The 19781-nt window shown below is 32.0% G+C and carries 9 protein-coding genes and 1 pseudogene; 3 read left to right on the top strand and 7 right to left on the bottom strand.

Going from position 1 to position 19781, the window contains the following annotated elements; genetic code table 11:
• Positions 1 to 43: 43 nt before the first annotated feature.
• From CLMAG_RS01680 to CLMAG_RS01670, 3 genes are all read right to left on the bottom strand, one after another.
• Positions 44 to 8713: a glycoside hydrolase family 94 protein gene (locus tag CLMAG_RS01680; protein WP_066617025.1), complete on the bottom strand. Its 8670-nt coding sequence runs from the start codon at positions 8711 to 8713 to the stop codon at positions 44 to 46.
• Positions 8714 to 8855: 142 nt separating this feature from the next.
• Entirely contained in the window at positions 8856 to 10154 is a 1299-nt protein-coding gene (lysA, locus tag CLMAG_RS01675) for a diaminopimelate decarboxylase (RefSeq protein WP_066617022.1), read from the bottom strand.
• 112 nt (positions 10155 to 10266) lie between these two features.
• Positions 10267 to 11568: a M18 family aminopeptidase gene (locus CLMAG_RS01670; protein ID WP_066617020.1), complete on the bottom strand. Its 1302-nt coding sequence runs from the start codon at positions 11566 to 11568 to the stop codon at positions 10267 to 10269.
• Between the two features lie 213 nt (positions 11569 to 11781).
• Between CLMAG_RS01670 and CLMAG_RS01665 the strand changes: the two are divergent.
• Positions 11782 to 12066: pseudogene (locus tag CLMAG_RS01665) on the top strand (P-loop domain-containing protein); the annotation flags it as partial.
• A 24-nt stretch (positions 12067 to 12090) separates the two neighbouring features.
• On the opposite strand, the gene CLMAG_RS01660 reads toward CLMAG_RS01665, so the two are convergent.
• The 3 genes from CLMAG_RS01660 to CLMAG_RS01650 all read right to left on the bottom strand — a co-directional run bounded on the left by CLMAG_RS01660 (position 12091) and on the right by CLMAG_RS01650 (position 15404).
• The gene (locus CLMAG_RS01660; RefSeq protein WP_066617015.1) at positions 12091 to 13662 is read right to left on the bottom strand and encodes a recombinase family protein; all 1572 of its coding nucleotides are present in this window, start codon (positions 13660 to 13662) and stop codon (positions 12091 to 12093) included.
• 82 nt (positions 13663 to 13744) lie between these two features.
• Positions 13745 to 13948: a hypothetical protein gene (locus CLMAG_RS01655; RefSeq protein WP_066617013.1), complete on the bottom strand. Its 204-nt coding sequence runs from the start codon at positions 13946 to 13948 to the stop codon at positions 13745 to 13747.
• 166 nt (positions 13949 to 14114) lie between these two features.
• Positions 14115 to 15404 carry a cation:dicarboxylate symporter family transporter gene (locus CLMAG_RS01650; RefSeq protein ID WP_066617011.1) on the bottom strand — a complete coding sequence of 430 codons (1290 nt, stop codon included), beginning with the start codon at positions 15402 to 15404 and terminating at the stop codon, positions 14115 to 14117.
• 451 nt (positions 15405 to 15855) lie between these two features.
• On the opposite strand from CLMAG_RS01650, the gene CLMAG_RS01645 reads away from it, so the two are divergent.
• Complete coding sequence (locus CLMAG_RS01645; protein WP_066616512.1) at positions 15856 to 17130, top strand: IS110 family RNA-guided transposase; 1275 nt, start codon at positions 15856 to 15858, stop codon at positions 17128 to 17130.
• Positions 17131 to 17739: 609 nt separating this feature from the next.
• On the top strand, positions 17740 to 18531 hold the full coding sequence (locus CLMAG_RS01640; protein ID WP_153040981.1) for an ATPase: 792 nt from the start codon (positions 17740 to 17742) through the stop codon (positions 18529 to 18531).
• Positions 18532 to 18593: 62 nt separating this feature from the next.
• Here the strand turns inward: CLMAG_RS01640 and hydE are convergent, their stop codons facing one another.
• Complete coding sequence (hydE, locus tag CLMAG_RS01635; protein ID WP_066617002.1) at positions 18594 to 19634, bottom strand: [FeFe] hydrogenase H-cluster radical SAM maturase HydE; 1041 nt, start codon at positions 19632 to 19634, stop codon at positions 18594 to 18596.
• Positions 19635 to 19781 lie beyond the last annotated feature (147 nt).

Raw genomic sequence — 19781 nt, 5'->3', positions numbered from 1 at the left:
ATAATTTTATTATTTTTTATAGACTTTGCCAATATACCACCAGTTAAATTATCACTTTAACTTCATATTCTCCAGCTTCTTTGAAAGGTACTATCCTATTTTCAACTTTGCTACCGTCTAACCAAATACCTTTATCTTCACCTCTTAAGACATGAATCTTGTACTTGCAATCTCCTCTATTATAGAATATATTGTAATCTTTCCATTCATCTGGCACACATGGATTTACTGTAAACCCATTACTTCCTTCAAATCTAAAGCCAAGTATACCTTCTATACCCGTTCTATACATCCATCCAGCAGCACCGGTGTACCAGCTCCACCCTCCTCTGCCTGTGTGAGGTTCTACAGCATAAACATCTGCCGTCATAACATATGGCTCAACTTTGTAGACTTGGCAATTTAAATATGACTTAGCGTGATTTATTGGGTTTATCATATTGAATATACTCCAAGCTTTGTTATTATCGCCCATTTTCGCTAGAGCTAATACCACCCATATTGATGCATGAGTATACTGCCCTCCATTTTCTCTTACACCTGGAACATATCCTTTAATATATCCAGGTTCTAATTTAGTAGATTTATCAAAAGCAGGTGTAAGCAGCATTACTATGCCTTTATCCTCTTTTATGAGATTTCTTTTAAGCGCTTCCATAGCTTCTTTAACTCTAGATTCTTTTCCAGCTCCAGATATAACTGACCAAGATTGTGATAAAGAATCAATTTGGCACTCATCATTTTGCATAGAACCTAGAGGTGTTCCATCATCGAAATATGCTCTTCTGTACCATCCTCCATCCCATGCATTCTTTTCTAGGTTATCCCTAATAAATTCTTTTACTTCATTATACTTTTTAACTTTTTCAGTATCACCTTTGGCATTACATAAAGCTACAAACTTATCTAGGATACTGTACAAGAACCATCCAAGCCATACACTTTCTCCTTTTCCTTTGTTTCCTACAGTACTCATACCGTCATTCCAGTCCCCTGAACCCATAAGAGGAATATTGTGTTCTCCAAATCGTAATGATATCTCTATTGCTTTTATACAGTGTTCATAAATGGTTCCTTTTCTATCAGATATTCTAGAAATATTATATCTTTCATCTTCACCTTCTTTTAAAGGTTCATCTTCCAAATACCCAGCTTCTTCATCTAAAATACTGTAATCTCCAGTATTTTGTATATAGTCTATAGTTACATACGGTAACCACAATAAATCATCAGAGAACCTTGTTCTAATTCCGCTTTCTACAACTGGATGCCACCAATGCTGTACATCGCCCTCTAAGTATTGCTTACTTGCACTATAAATTATATATTCTCTTGTAATTTTAGGGTCTAAATAACCTATAGCCATTACATCTTGAAGCTGATCTCTGAATCCATAAGCTCCCCCTGATTGATAAAATGCTGTCCTTGCCCAGAATCTACAGGATATAACTTGATACATTAACCATCCATTTATCATTAAATCCATGGACTTATCCGGTGTCTCTACCTGTATAGTTCCAAGTAAATTCCTCCAGTAAGCTTTTGTATTGTCTAGTTCTTCATTAGCTTTCTGTGGGTCTCCATATTTACTTATAACTTTTTCTATAGAATCAAAGCTTTCATCTTGACCAAGTAATACTAAAATCTCTTTTTCTTCTCCCCTACTTAAAGTTAATTTGGTATTCTGTGCAAAACAAGGATCAAACCCGGCACCTACTGTATTACGCATTTTTTTAAACTTTAAAGCTTTAGGCTTGTGGTAATCTCCTCCTCTACCAATAAACTCCTTTCTATCTCCTGTATATGAAAGTTCATTGCCACCAAACATTTTCATGTAGCATATTAAGTTACCAAAGTGCTCACTATATGGATTTCTGGCATATATATATTTATTTTCCTCATTAAAGTCTGTATATATATATTGAGCAGTTTGTTCATGCGTTACTCCAAGTACAAGTTTTGTATAATAACTAACAGATAACACCCTTTTTTCATCTGTATTATTCTTTAGTTTTATTCTACATAACTTAACACTTTCATTCATATCTACAAACATGGTCATTTCACCTATTACACCCTGGGCTTCGTGTTTGAAGGTTGAATATCCAAAACCATGCTCAATTATATACTCTCCACTATCTCTTATAGGTTTAGGAGATATACTCCAAATCGCTCCTGTTATTTCATCTCTTATATAAATTTCCTCAGCCTCATTATCCATAACAGGATCATTTGACCATGTAGTTAATTTATTTTCTCTACTATTTTTATGCCATGTATAAGCAACTCCACTTTCAGAAACATGAAAACCAAAGCGATTATTTGAAACTACATTTATCCAAGGTGCAGGGGTGTTTTCATAATCCTTTAACACAATAATATATGCATTATTCTCATTATTAAATCCTCCGATACCATTGAAATAAGATAATTCAGGAACCTTAAACTTATAGCTGCTTGAAAGTCTTTCATTTGGATGTACTGCTAAAGTTTCATCTTTCTCTAAATTATTATTAGCCTGAGCTTCCTCATCTATCTCTTCATTAGTATCTTTGATTTGTGATATCAATGATCCTTTTTCTCCGTCTATCACTAATCTTGATATAGCTATAAGTAAATCTACATCTTCCTCTTTAATAGTTGATGTATTATGAAGAAACACTCCTCCTGCTTTGTTTTGTTTATCTCTAGCATGACTTGAACTTATTAAATCTCTTACTGCATCTTGTAAAAGCTGAATATAAGAAGTCCCCTGTAAATTTAATATAACTAAATCTACTTTTAGTCCCTTTATACTCCAGTACTCATGCGCCTTCAAAAGTTGCCTTACTAAATCCGTGTGACTTTCATCCCTTATAATAAGTAAAACTATTGGAAAGTCTCCTGATATTCCATAGGACCATAATGAGGATTGCCCTTTTCTTATATTCTTAATGTAATCAGTTCTATCTTTAAACAGAGTATTTACAAACAGAATTTTTGATGCTATAGATTGATATATATTAGCCTGTGATGATTTTATGCCCAAATAATTCATTTCTACTTGTATTGAGCTCCACGCAAGTTCAAATACCCTATTTATATTATTAATATCGCTATATTTTTTAGCTAGTTGAATTACCTGCTCATTAGAATCACCTACTGCTGTTGTATATGCTAATCTACAGGTTTCTCCCTTATCTATACTTACTCTAACTCTCATGCTAATTATAGGGTCTAGCACTGCTCCTATAGTCATGTTTAACTGCTTATCATTATCCATCGCCTGAGGATTTGACAAATCTCTTCCTCTACCAATAAAATTAGCTCTACTTGTTTCATACTGAACTGTCCCTATAGCTTTACCCTCTAAAGCAATTGTTTGCATAATCCAAGGTATTTTAGAACCTTTTGACCTAGGTCTTCTATTAGCAATAATACAACCTGGATTATCTATAAACTCAGTTTTAATAAATAAATTACTAAAACTAGGGTGAACTAAATCTGCATTATAAGGTGCAAGTGTAACTTCACAATAGCTTGTAATCTCTATATCTCTTGTATGGTCACTATGGTTTGTTATAGATAACCTCCTTATTTCTGCATTGTCTTCACTAGAAACAGTAATCTCTGTTTGAGTTCTTATATTTCCATCTTTTCTTTCAAACTCAGCCTTATCTAACTGAAATGTAACTTGATACTCATCACTTTCTTCCTTACAAGGCTCATAGGTTGCACTCCAAAATTCATTTGAATTTAAATTCTTTATATAAAAGAACATGCCAGTGTTATCCGTTGTCACATCTTCTCTCCACCTATAAACCGTCATATTATCTTTTTTAGCATATCCACCACCGCTATTAGTTATCATTAAAGAGTAGCTTCCGTTTGACATTAAATGAGTCTCTGGCATCTCAGTTTTTGCTGTGCTATATCTTCTACCTATTAAATTTTGTTTTTCTGCTACAACTTCTCGATTATCGTAATGCTGCTCTCTATCATATACGATTACCTTCGCAACCTTTTCTTGAAGAAGTAGTTCCGCAGCTTTTACTCTAGGAATTTTATGAAATCTCTCTTGAAGTATATTGCCTTTTAAAATGTTATCCAGAGCCATCAAACTCATACCTTCATGATGAACCATAAAGCATTTTACCAGGGCTCCCTTATTATCTGACGGAATTCTCTCTTTGGTATAGTCTATAGCTTCATAAAAGCCATACCTTCCTTCCATGCCAATTTTCATAAGGTTTTTTATATTGTCGAGAGCTCCCCTTAAGTCAACCTGTAATGCCATTACGGTAGCATAAGGTGCAATTACCAATTCATTTGCTAGCCCCCTTTTTAGCCCTATGCCTGGGACTCCAAAAGCCTTATATTGATAGTTTAAATCTATATCAAAATGGTAAAATGCAGATTCAGATATTCCCCAAGGAACTCCTCTTAGTCTTCCATAACTTTTCTGTCCCTCCACAATGGCTTTGTAGGTTTCATCTAGCAATGTATTGGGGTAATTTCTCATAATTATGAGAGGCATAAGATATTCAAACATCGTTCCTGTCCATGATACTAACCCTTTACTTCTGCCAGCCACGGTCATAGCTCTACCTAGTTTGAACCAGTGAATTTGTTCTATATCTCCTTTAGCTATTGCTATAAAACTTGCTTGCCTTGCTTCTGACGCCAATAAATCATAATAACTATTTCCTACACTATCTCTTTCTACATCATATCCTATAGAGAATAGCTGTCTTTTTTCATTATAAAGCATTCTGAAATTGGTATTTTCAGCAATATCGTTTATTCTTTTTATTATTTTTTCTATATTTTGAATTAAACTTACTGCTTCATTCTTACTACTTAATAGCAACTGCTTTATCTCTTGTATAAAACCTTTATTTTCTTTGGATTTCGCTAAGTAATCTTCAATTTGCAAGTTATCTATTTCTTCTGGCAAATCCTTCAATGCAGTTTGATCAGCTAACCTTTTTAGTTTTTCTGCTAAACTACTAGATTTATCTAATTTTTCATTTATTAGGTCAACCCAAGGAAACAGCCTTTGAATTTCACTTAAATATTTACCTATGGCATGTTTTGCCTTGTGATTCCAATATAGATCCTTTCCCCCTTCCTTCTTTTCTATTTCTATGCACTTTCTCCAAAGTCCCTGTAATTTCATCTTCCAAGATATTACACTGAGTTCCTCTCTACTTAATTCATCATATATATCTGCATAAAAATTCTTTATATCGAATACTTTTTCAATCTCATAATTAGCAAGCTTCAAAGTATACATTATTCCTGAAACCAATTCTTTTCTGATTACAGGAATCCTTTTATATTCTTCTAAGGATTCATTTACAAGCCACATGTATCCAATTAGATTTCCGCTATCTACTGTAGATATATACCTAGGATAAAGAGGTTTTGAGGCTCTTGTATCATACCAGTTATAGAAATGTCCTTTATATTTTTCTAGCAGTTCCATATTAGTAACTATCTTATCTATTCTTTCTTCCAATTCTAATATTCCTATGTATCCAAGATCGAAGGCAACTAAGTTAGATGTTAATCCCATACCCATATTAGTTGGTGAGGTTCTTGTTGCTATCCCCTTTGGAGGGTCTTCCTGATAGTTATCTGGTGCAAGCCAATTATCTTTGGGACCTACAAAATCCTCAAAGTATGCCCATGTTCTTCTACTTAATCTTCCAAGTAATTCTTGTTGCTCTTCAGTTAAATCCTCTTTTATGCTTACTGATTCTTTGCTTATACTATATGCTATCCAGGGACTAAAGAACCATATTACACAAGAAGGAATCATAAGCAACCCTGTTTCAAGGGAATTATCAAATGATAAAATTCCTATAAAGATACTTATTGCACTACCTACCCACATTAATTGTATAAAATCCTTTAGTCCTCTGCCTGAACTTGCTTCTACATCTTCTGCTGTTTGCCATTGAAGTAAATTTCTCTTAGTTATAATTAATCTATACAAAGTTCTAATTATAGCATCTAGCATTAAGTATGATTGATAGGGTAAAAAACAAAATATTAAAAAAAACTGTTCAATTATGTTTTTACCACTATTAATCTTGCCAGATAAACTTATTCCCTTAATAGGTGATACTACCGCCTCTGATACATCAAAAAGTATCGGACACAGCAATGAAATAAATGTAATTACAAGCCACTTATCCGGCTTAAAAAATATACCTAAAGATACTATTGTAAGTATGATAATTGATGGCGCTAAAAGACTTCTTCTTAAATTGTCGAATATCTTCCACTTAGATAACGTATTTAGAGGTGTCTTTTTTAGTAACCAAGGCAGCAACTGCCAATCTCCTCTTACCCATCTATGTAATCTTTTAGCACTTGAGTTATAATAAGCAGGATATCCATCAATAAACTCTACATCAGTAATCAATGCTGCTCTTACATAAGAACCTTCAAGTAAATCATGACTTAGAACTGCATTTTCTGGGATTTCGTCTTTAAGCATGCTATTAAAAACATCTACATCATATATGCCTTTTCCCGTAAAAATGCCTTCATCAAATAAATCCTCATATACATCAGATATAGAGGTAGTATACATATCCAGACCTGTTTCGCCGGAGAAAATCTTAGAAAACATAGTCTTATTGGCACTTAAATTCCCTACACTCACTCTAGGCTGCATTAATCCGTGTCCTCTCAGTACTATTTTTCTTTTACTATCTACATAAGGTCTATTTAATACGTGCGCCATCGCACCTATTAGTTTCCTAGCACTGCCCATTGGCAACTGAGTATCTGCATCAAGGGTTATTACATACTTAACAGTATATAAATTTTTTATATCACCACTTATTACATCATAACTAGTATTTTTAGATCCTCTTAACAAAGTATTAAATTCTTCAAGTTTTCCTCTCTTTCTTTCCCAACCAAGCCAAATACCTTCTTTTTCATTAAACTTTCTATGCCTGCAAAAAAAATAAAAAATTTCTTTTGTATCTTTACAATATTTTTTATTTAAGTCTTCTATTAGTTTCAAAGCAGTTTTAATTATTAATTTATCGTTATCTTCATGTTCCTGGTTACTATCCTTAAAATCTCCTAGTAGAGCAAAATATGTATTGTTTTCCTTATTAGCTAAGTAGTAAACTTCCATATCGTCAACTAAGCTTTTAACTCTTTCCACATTATTCAACAAGGTAGGAATTACTACTACAGTACTGAATTCCTCGGTTATTCCACGTTTAAACTCTATTTTAGGTATAAATCTTGGATCGATTAGTCTATTAATGCTCCAATTAAATATAGAAATAATAATTTCACTACAGGGAATTATAAGTGATATTGCTATAACTACGTATTTCCACAATACCGGGTTATTGTCATTAATTAAACTAGTTCCTATTATTAAGCTTGTTAAAATTATAGTTCCTAAAACTATAGTTCCTGTATATAAGCTAACATTTCCCTTTATAAATGCACTAGTTATACCTGGAAATCCTTTTTGCTTAAAATCAATCTTACTTTTTAAGCACTCTACCCCATCATCAATTATGTAGTAACCAACATGCTTCTCAAATTCCTGTGACTCTTTACTTTCTAACGCTTCCTCCGCACATTCGATAGCTTTTTTTGCTATAAATGCTTCTGGGGCATTTACGTACTTAGATAACTTTTCCAATCTATGTCTATAATAATCCCTAGACTTAAAATCCATATTTTCGTATATATGTGATGGGTCCTGCCTTAAAACTTTTTCAACATAACTTAACTTTTCAAAGTTTTCTTTCCAGTTTGCTGCTGCAATTTCTCTGATTCCTGTTATAGAATTTCCTATGGATATTTGATAAGAGGACTGTTTGTGATGTTCTATATTTATTAATGTCTCTGTATTAGTTTCTTGTTTATCCAACAGGTTATCTATCCACTTATATACAATTGGGTTTTCTACTCCATTATCTCTTAATACCTTTAACAGTCTTTCAACACAGGTGGTCGAAAATATTATTTTTTCTTCTGAAAGTTTATTAATTTCTTCTGTAACTTTTTCATTGTTAAAGGCATCTATAATTCTTTCTGCAATTTCATCTCCTTTTCTTCTTGCCTTTTGCACTAATACAATTCTTTCTGTAATTTTACTTATATTCTGAATTAGTGCTATTCTTATCATTATTGGGAATGCCCATAATTCACCACTAGTCAATATTTTATTTTTTTGATAAGCATTTATGAAAGTTGCTAAGAGTTCTTCATCTACTCTTCCATCTGTATGGGACACCAATTCTACAGCAATATAGTAAATTCTAGGATACCCCTTTAAAATACCTTTTCTCATTACAGGAAGATTCTTATAATACGTCTCTGGCATATTACTTTTTATATCTTTATATTCCCTTTGAATTATATAAAGATTATCCAATAACCATTCTGACGCTTGAAGTAATTCTTTTTTGTTTCTGACTTCTCTTTCTACATAATCATGACCTTTTAATATTTTTCTGTAACTAGTATCTAGACTTCTCACTAACATTCTTCTACAGTTACCTCTTTTAGTAACAGCCTCATAATTAGATATCTCTAGAGCATGTTTTTCTAATTCATCTCTGCTTACATTTAAAATAGGTACATCATCCATTATATTTTCTTCATCAGCATCTGCTTTGTTGGAAAACATAAGAAAAAATATTATTAATACTAACACCATCGAAACCATAATATAGTAAGGCATAAAAATTCATCCTTTCTTTTAAAAAGAATTTGTGCTTTGATTATTATTCCCAAGAAACCATAAAATATGAATTAGTAATAAATAAAAAATGCACTGAGAAAACTATATAGTTCCTCAATGCATTTTTTATTTACATGCTATATTATAACATTATTTCATTTTCTATAACTTGCTCAAAGGTTTGCCTTTTACAAATTAATTTCGTATTACCATTATTAATAATAACTACTGGTGGTTTTGGTACCTTATTATAGTTGTTTGCCATAGAGTATCCATAGGCACCTGTAGTAAGTACAGCTAATATGTCCCCACTTTCTACTTTCGGAATTTTAACATTACTTAATAGAATGTCTCCTGATTCACAGCACTTACCTGCCACTGTAACAGTTTCTCTTAAACTACTTTCTGCTTTATTGGCTATAATGCATTCATATTCAGCATTATACAATGCAGGTCTTATATTGTCTGACATACCGCCATCTACTGATACATATTTTCTTATATTAGGTATATCCTTTATAGAACCAACTGTATAAAGTGTAGTTCCTGCATTTCCTATAATAGACCTTCCTGGTTCTATAACAAGACAAGGAAGTTTTAGATTAAGCTTTTCTGCAGCAGTTTCTGCCTTATTTAATATTACATCGCAAAATTCCTCTATTCTTTTAGGCGAATCACCTTCTTTGTAATATATACCGAAACCTCCACCAAGATCTAATTCCTTAACTTCATATCCCGTTTCTGTCTTAATATCATTTATTATAGATAACATGATCTCAACTTCTTCTTCATAGGGTTTGGTATCAAATATTTGAGACCCTATATGACAGTGTAATCCAACAAATTCAATATTAGAAAATTTCATCACTTTCTTTACAACATCTATTATTTTGTTGTCTAATACTGTAAACCCAAACTTTGAATCTATCTGCCCAGTTTTTATATATTCATGGGTGTGGGCTTCTATTCCAGGAGTTAATCTTAAAAGAATTTTTTGTATTTTATTTTTTTTCTGTGCTATTTTATTTATTCTTTCAACCTCATACATGTTATCTACAACAAACTTTCCCACTCCTAGATTAAGTCCCATCTCTATTTCTTCTAGTGTTTTATTGTTACCATGAAAATAAACTTCCTCCATAGGAAATTTACTTTTCCATGCAGTATAGAGTTCCCCACCTGAAACTACATCAAGGTGTAACCCTTCATCTCTTACAATTTGACACATAGCTAATGTTAAAAAGGCTTTACCTGCATAAGCTACTTTATTTCCTTTCTCTTCAACTTTAAAAGCATCATAATATCTTCTACATTGACTTCTCGTTAACTCTTCATCAATAACATACAGAGGAGTGGAATACTCTTTTGCTAAATCTACTGTACTTACTCCACCAATATAAAGTATATCATCTTTAATTTCCATAGTACCAACTGTTTTCATGCCGGTTATTCCTCCCCAAAATGTCTAGTCTAATCATTATTCTTTTTTATTATATGCAAAACAAGAAAATTGTTCTTAGTCATCTGAAGGAAAATAACAAATTAAAGATGCCTTATATGCTATAAAATTCTTTAAAAGACTCTATTGTATATATATAGTCTTTTACTCCACCTAGTTCTCTTATAGAATGCATTGAAAATACGGCAATTCCCATATCTACTGAAGATATATTTATATGACTTGAAGATATAGGCCCTATGGTTGAACCGCCTTTCTCATCTGAACGATTAACAAATATCTGAACTGGTACTCCAGCTCTTTCACATATACTTCTATACACAGCACTTGATACACTATCTGATGTATAGCTTTGATTTGCGCTGATCTTTATAATTGGCCCTTTATTAACTATAGGCCTATTTGTAGGATCAGACTTTTCAACATAGTTTGGATGTAGACCATGACCTAAATCACTAGATATCATAAAAGATTTTGCAAGTGCTCTATAATAATCTTCTCTCTCCTTACCTATGCTTATACCTATTCTCTCTAATGTTCCAGACAGAAATGGTGAATCGGCACCTTGTTTTGTAGTACTTCCAACTTCCTCATTATCAAAGCACACCATAATATTTGTAGCCTTCCCCACTGGAGCTTCTATTAACGCCTTTATTCCTGAATGAACCATGGATAAATCATCTAATCTGCCGCAGGATATAAACTCATCATTAAGTCCAATAATTTTTCCTTTTTCAAACTCATAAAGAAATAACTCAAAATCCAATATATCCCCCTCATTTACACTAAGTTCTTTAGAAATAATTTTTAAAAGATATTCTCCTTTTTCAAACTGTTCATTAACTAAAGAAAGTAATGGAAGTATATCTTTTTGCCTATTTAGCTCTACACCAGAGTTTACGTTTCTATTCATATGTATAGCTAAATTAGGTATCACTAGAATTGGTTTTTCTATATTTAAAAGCCTTACTTCAGGGTAAAATGGATTGTTACTTTTTAGTGCTACTCTTCCTGCTAAGGATAGAGGTCTATCTAACCATGTGTTAATAATGGGACCTCCATAGACCTCTGTATTTAGCTTTATATAGCTGCCTTCTACCTCTATATCAGAATTTGGTTTGACTCTAAAGCCTGGTGAATCTGTATGGGCTCCTATTATTCTAAAGCCTTCTTCTTCTAATTCACCATTCCCAACTACAAAGGCTATCATTGCTGATTGATTTTTTACAACAAAATATTTACCTGATTTTTTCAAATTCCAACTATCTTCTTCCCTAAGCTCTATAAAACCACAATTTAAAAGCATTCTCTTAACCCTATCCACAACATGAAATGCTGTAGGACTTTCGTAAATAAAATCTATAAGTTCCTGCACTTTTTTAAGTTCATCATTCATTTTTGCCCCTCCCAAAATAAAAATTGGAAATTAGTTTTGCTTAATATATATCTTAATATTAATAATTATACCAAAACTTATTCTTTTTTATATTAAAAAAGGTAAACTAGAGGTCAATTACTCTTATTATTGAAATATTTTTTAAATATATATATACAAAGTACCATACTATTGCATACTATATAATGATTGTAATAAGTAGGAGTGTGTTTTATGAAAGGTAACATTAGACATTTCTTTCCAGGTGGTAACACTTCACATGGCTTTCATTCCTTTTATGATTACATTATAAGTCAGGATACCGCTAGAAGAAAAATCTGTATAAAAGGAGGTCCTGGTACTGGAAAGTCAACTCTAATGAAAAGCATAGGAACATTTTTTAATGATAAAGGATATGATATCGAATATCATCATTGTTCTTCTGATAACAACTCTTTAGATGGCTTAGTTATTAAGGGACTAAATATAGCCATATTGGATGGTACTGCCCCACATGTAGCGGTCTTCTAAACACACATCAACCTAAAAATTCCAATGAATTTTAATCTTTTGCTCACCTGTTCCTTTATGCTTTTCTCCAATCTCTATATAATCAATTAATTCATCAATCACAGCATGTGTAAGCTTTTCAAAACTTCTATATTTCTCTATTAACTTAATGTATCTTTCAACATCATCACTATTCTCTTTAATTTCTTCTATCATATTTTCTATTTCAGATTTTTTTAGAAGAAACTTCTTTTTATCTTTTTCAAAGCTGCTTGCAAACTCATTGTATTGTTCTGCGTTTATTTCACCACTTATCTTTTCAAGATATAAGCTTTTCAACGCTTCTGTTCTTTTATTTATCTCTTTATTTATTCTAATAAGCTCACTTTCCAAAGTCGTAAGCTTATCATTAATACCTTTCTCAAGCATCAATTCATTGGCCAGGTTCTCCGTATTACATAAGTTTCTAAAGTACTCTTTGATCTTGTTAAAAATAATCTCTTCTAAAAAACTTAAATTAATACTGTGACTATTGCACAGCTTTTTACCTTTAGCTGAGATAGAATAGGACTTACACCTTAGGTATTGGTATCCTCTACCGTTGCTAGTTTTTTGCATAGTGCTATTACAATCTATGCACCTGACCTTAGAAGAAAATAAATGAGCTTCACCTGTTCCAGTACTCCTTATGTTAGACTTTAACCTTTGTTGAACCTTATTAAAAGTCTCAATATCAACTATTGAAGGATGAGTATTCTTAACTATAATCCAGTCTTCTGATGCCAATGATTTTATCTTCTTAGATTTATAACTTACCTTCTGTCTTTTATGTTGAACCATATGTCCTATATACATAATATTCTTCAATATTCTCTTTACAGTGGTTTTATTCCATAGGCCTCTATTATCCTTAGCTTGAGAATTTACGTATTTAAAGCCTTTTAAATGTTTATATTTTGTTGGATTTGGAATCGCTCTTTCATTAAGTATATATACTATATGCTGTACACCATTTCCTTGCAAATACATATTGAAGATGAACCTTACAACTGCTGCTGCTTCCTCATCAATAATTAACTTATTCTTATCATTTTCATCCTTCATATAACCATAACAAGCAAAGGAACCTATAAACTTGCCACTGCTCTGCTTTGATTTAAACACAGCTCTTATAGAATCACTTATATCTTCACAATACCATTCATTAACTAGTCCATTAATCTGTCTAGATTTTTTATTATGTTTTTCCGAAGTATCTACACCATCAACAGCTGTAATAAATCTAATGTTCCATTCAATGAATTTATTGTGTAAATACTTTTCCACAAGCTCCATATCTCTTGTAAATCTTGATTGAGTTTTACATAGAATTATATCAAATTTTCCTGCTTCAGCAGCAGCAATCATCTCGTTAAATTCTGGTCTATCCGAATCTAGTCCTGAGTAATCATCATCACTATATACCTTGTATATAGGCCATCCTTTATCCTTAGCATATTTAATTAACATATTTTTCTGATTGATAATACTTTCGCTATCATCAGTATTATTTTTCTTATTTTTATCTTCATCTGATAATCTACAATATATAGCTACTCTATCCACGGTTATACTCCCTCCATACTTGCTTAAGAAGTATAACTATCTGATTTACCTAATTTAACTATTGGTAAATCAAATAGAAATATCAAAGGAATTGGTCTGAACTTCTACCATTAAATTCAGACTTTCTAATTATCCTTAATAGAATTGTTTCTAGTATTAATTTTCTATCTTTTATATTGCTATTCTTAAAGACCTCTTCAATTATAGGTATAGTTAGTTTATTATTTATGTTTCCTTTATCTGTAGGTGACTTTTTATTATTCTTACTAATATTGATCACCACCATAATATTTATATCTATTTATTTATATGAATTTAATTTGTTCTATAGTATATTAGTCTACGTTAATATAAGTAGCTTTTTAAATTACCGTTACTCTAAACACTTTTCTAAACAAAAAAAGAACAGCTTCTATACTTAGAAACTGCTCTAATTCTTCTTTTAATTAATATTATGCTACAGTACTATCTGCAGCAGCTTCTGCCATTGCAGAAACATATTTTTGTCCTTTATGAGAATCATACTGACCTTCCCATTTTGATATGACAACAACAGCTAATGAGTTACCACAAACATTTACAGCAGTTCTTGCCATATCAAGAATACGATCAATTCCGGCAATGAATGCCAATCCTTCTACTGGAATCCCTACAGAACCTAAAGTAGCTAGTAGTACAACGAAGGATACGCCCGGTACTCCTGCAATACCTTTAGATGTAAGCATTAACACAAGTACTAAGTTGATTTGAGCAAAGATTGACAAGTGGATACCATACATCTGCGCAATAAAGATTGCAGCTATGGCCTGGTATAAAGTTGATCCATCTAGATTAAAGGAATATCCTGTTGGGACAACAAAAGTTGCAATGGACTTAGGACATCCGAACTTCTCCATCTTCTCCATAATTTTAGGTAAAACAGTCTCAGAACTTGCAGTACTATATGCAAGGATAAGCTCATCTTTTAAAATCTTTATAATTGTTATAATGCTTGTTCCTACCACTTTTGCTACTATACCAAGTACAACGAGAACGAAGAAAAACATAGAACCATAAGTAGTAATAGCAAGTTTAGCAAGTGGAATCAGTGACTTAACTCCAAACTTAGAAACAGTTATACCAATTAATGAAAATACTCCTATTGGAGCAACCTTCATAATTTGATTTGTTACCCAGAACATTACATCTGCAGTTGCTTGGCAAAATTGCAGAACTGGTTTTGCCTTCTCCCCAATTGCAGAAACTCCTAATCCAAACATAACAGAGAAAAATATGATAGAAAGCATATTTCCCTTAGCAAGAGCATCTACTATATTTGTTGGAACAATATTTACAAATGTTTCTGCAAAACCATGATGTCCCACTGTCTCAGCTGTATCTACATAACTCTTTATATTGGTCTTCGCAAGAGAGCTCATATCTATACCTGTTCCTGGATGGAATACATTTGCAATGACTATTCCAAGAACTATCGCAATAGTTGTTATTACTTCAAAGTAAACAAGAGTTTTCACACCAAGTCTACCAACTTGTTTGCTGTCTCCTCCCCCTGCAATTCCAACTACAAGTGATGCAAAGACAATTGGCACTACTATCATTTTAATTAAACGAATAAAGATATCTCCAAATGGTTTTAAATAGGTTTCAACTGCAGGATTACCATAAAAAACAGCCCCTACTATAACCCCAAGTATAAGTCCAATGACAATTTGGACTGCTAATCCAAGCTTTAGTTTTTTCACTTTACATCCTCCTCGTATAATAAGTTTATAGCAGTTATTTACTGCCTATAAACTTATTTATTTTTTATATTTTGTATAGATTAAGAAAGCATCTCAATTTTTCTAGTGGGGATTCTCCCAATTCAGTATTGCTGATTCTTATACTTTCCGATCTATACTGTTTTAACCTACTATTTATTAAAGGATTTTCTAATGCTAAAATAGTCATAACGGAACTTTAGCGAAGGTTACTGCTGTATTCCTCCTGCAAAACACATTGTGTTATTGCCTGTAAAGCTTGCAGCCTGACCAAAGTATCATATTCTGCTTACACAAATGTTGCATCTCCTTTCGCAGCCACCAGCAAGGTTTTGCGTCTGGATGAATGCTAATTACGCGAGGTTGCAGTTAGTACTTTGGATTAGGATAATCCTTTCTAATTTCCTCATTATTTTTGAAAGGTGGTGATTTCATGAAGAAATTAGATTACTTATCAACTCTATTTGTTGGTATCGATATTGGTGCGAGACAAAATGTTGTCTCTGCTATTAATTTTGAACAGGAATTCTTGATTAAGATGAAACCTGTTCCTAATACGCAATTTGGTGCAGAGCAACTTGAATCCATGCTTGTTAAGGTTTTAGAAAACAATACTTTTAAAGCTGTTATAATCGGCTTAGAATCTACTTCCTTTTATGGAGTACATATAGCCAATTTTTTATCTGCTAGTGAAAAACTTATGACTTACAAACCTTATGTTTACTGCTTGAATCCTAAGGAAGTTGCTAACTACAAAGAATCCTTTAATTCTCTTGATAAAAATGATGGCATTGACTCTTTTGTTATTGCTGACTTTGCAAGAGTTGGCAGAATTCATATTGAACCTTGGCGTGGTTCTCAATATCTTGCTCTGCAAAGACTTACAAGGCACAGACTTCATATTGTTGAATGCTTAACTAGAGAAAAAACTTACATGTTATCCAATGTATTTCTTAAGTTCAGCGAATTTGCATTATTACAGGGAGAAGATCATCCTTTTTCTAATAAATACGGTGCTACCGCATCTTCAATACTTACTGAATTTCTATCTTCCGAAGATATTGCAAATACATCAATTGAAGAACTTGTTGACTTCGTCAATAGAAAAAGTCGGAAAAGGATTTCTAATCCTCAGATGACTGCTGAAATTTTGCAGCAAGCTGCACGTAATTCATACCGTCTTGATAAATGTTTGTATGAGCCATTAACAACCTCTATTGCTTGTTCTTTCAACTGTATTCAGGCTTTTGATAAAGAACTTAAAGGTATTAACAAAGCCATTGAAAAAGCTGTTATGGGAATGAATCCTGTGGAATACAAAATATTAATGTCTATTCCTGGTTTTGGCCCTGTTTACTCCAGTGGCATTCTTGCTGAATTAGGAAGTGTGCATGCATTTCCTAGTAATGATGCTATTGCTAAATACGCTGGCATCGTGTGGAAAGAAAATCAATCTGGAGGTTTTAAAGCTGAAAATACACCTATGAACAAAGCTGGTAACCGTTATTTACGCTATTATCTCATAGAAGCTGCAGGAAGTGTTGTTTGCCATATTCCTGAATATCAAGAGTTCTATCAGAAGAAATTTGCTGAAGTAACTACACATCAGCACAAACGAGCACTCGCGCTAACATCTCGTAAACTTATTCGTATGATTTTTGGATTGCTGGCTAAAAATCAGCTCTACTCTTCAAATAGAGTAGATTAATCTATATAAATTATACGAACATACTTTCTCATTGGACTGTATGTTTATTAAGGTTACCCATTTTTAAAGAAATCATTTGATTTTCTTTTCATTTTGTTCTTGACATATTACCAAATTGCTTTAATGTATTAATAATTTCAAATTTAAACGATTTTCACAATTTATTTTTATTTAAAATTTACTGCATTAATTCTATAAAATGATCTAATAATCTCTAAAAATGTCAATAATGTTTAGTGAAATTGCATTTTTAACAGCATTTTTTATAAAATATAATAAATTTTCGTCATATAAATTCAGCACGGATACAATTATAACACAGGAATTATATACTTGTCTTTATTTTTTTTTGATTTCTGACGATTGAATGTTAGCATTTCCGTTATTTCTTAACATAATTATGATAATATACTGTCATTTTTTATTTATTAAGCAAAATGTACCGGAATAGCATTAATAAATATTCAATAATTATGCATAATAAAAATTAATTTTATATTTTAAATCTGACTTATTGGCCCTCACAATAAGATTGGACTTGAATATAATAAATATGTTTGCATTTAGTGTACCTCTACTCATGTAGTGGACCCTTTAAACCCAGGTGCAGTGGATGAAATATTAAACATGGGTCAGCATTGGAATGAAAGAGGATTTGAAAAATATAGAACTGAGTTAATTGAAACAAATAAAGAAATTAAAAATACTTTTGAGAGAGCATACAAATTTATAGGTGCTGCAAAACTTATTCATACTGATTGGAGTACTTATAATAAAAAGTCCCTAGATCATTCTAAATTAGCTGCTCTAGAGGAAGATTTAAAAAATAAAATTTTATCTAAATACGATATTACTACCTTAGGTAAAGAAAGGCATCTTTTTGCAACTGCTTTTACACCTAACGGTATCGTAACCTTTATAGATAATCTATGTGAAGAATGTGAAAAGATGTACGTATTAAATGGCGGTCCTGGTACTGGCAAGACCCAAGTTTTAAACTTTATTTTACATGAAGCCTTAAAGAGGGGATTTTTTGTTGAGATCTATCACGATCCCCTTATTCCTGAAAGAATCGAGCACATAATAATTCCTGAGCTTAAAACAGCATTAATTTCTTCAAACGAAATAAATAACAGAAAATTTAATGGCATTCAAATATTTATGGAGAACTTTGTAAACTACTCTCTTATAGATAAGGCTGAAATAGATCAAGATAAAGAAATCTTCTATAATCTGTTAAATAAAGGCTTATCTATTATAGGTTCTGCAAAAAAACTTCATGACAACCTTGAAAAATATTATATAGAAAATATGCATTTTGAAGATATTAATAAAACTTATGGTATTTTATTAAACAGACTTTCTGAATATGAAAAAGAGTATATAAATAGTAAAAAATAATAGACCTAACTTAAATACTCCCGCCTATAAAGCGGGAGCCTATAATACTAATAATTAAATATCTACATATTCACCTTAACTCTAAAGCCCTTTGCTTCAGATACTACTCTACCTATAGATTTTATTTTTCCTGTTATGCATCCTCTACAATGAGCCGGTGTGTCCCCTGTACAGATTTTTCCTGGATAAAGGGCATATAATTTTCTATATTCACCTTCAGTTACATTTGGCATAACTACGTTAGCCCCACTTTTCAGCGCAATTATTCTTCCATTTTTATTTAAACTCTCCATAGCCGTAGTAGCAGGTATATTAATATCTGGCATTAATAGCCTAGTTATCGCCATTACCTTTAAACTGAGTGTAAAATCTCCACCTTTAGCATCTTTTAATGGAGTATCTTCATTAGGTATAAAAGGCCCTATACCAATCATATCTGCTTCTATTTCCTTAAAAAATAGAATATCGTTTGCTAAAGATTCTATAGTTTGTCCCGGAAGACCTACTAAACAACCTGTTCCTACTTCATATCCTAAGCTTCTTAAATCACTAAGACATCTCATTCTTTCCTCATGACTCATACCTGGGTCCATATCTTCATATAGCTTTTTATCTGTAGTTTCTATTCTAATTAAGTATCTATCAGCTCCAGCATCCTTATATTCTTTATATTCCTCAATAGTTTTTTCTCCTATGCTTAGAGTAAGCGCCACGTCTAGTTTTTTTATATTATATATTATGTATTTCATCATATCTAAGGTGTAATATTCATCTTCCCCTGATTGCATTACTATGGTTTTATATCCGTAATCTACTGCTTTTTTAGCTAGATCTATTATTTCATCTGGAGTCAATCTATATCTTCTTACATTGCTATTAGAGGATCTAAGACCGCAATACAAGCAATTTCTCTTACATATATTAGAAAATTCTATAAGCCCTCTTAAATGCACTTCATCTCCCACATACTTTTTCCTAATACTATCTGCAGCATTAAATAGTTCCTCATTACAACTATTATCTTCTAGAAGCCTTACAATTTCATTTTTATCTAAAATATGAGTTTGCTCTGCTTTTCTTATTAAATCTAAAATATTATTCATAGCGATCCACGATTCCTTTCTTACATATAATAATCCTATATTATCATTTTATATCATTTGTAAATGTTTAACTAGAGAAATATTTAAATTCATGGCAAATAAACAGATTTTTCTGAAATAAATAAGAGAGCTTCCAAAAATTGAAAG

Source organism: Clostridium magnum DSM 2767 (genome assembly GCF_001623875.1).
GTDB lineage: Bacteria > Bacillota > Clostridia > Clostridiales > Clostridiaceae > Clostridium_AM > Clostridium_AM magnum.
The sequence above is the reverse complement of the archived record's forward strand: the minus strand, read 5'-3'. Positions and strand labels throughout refer to the sequence as shown.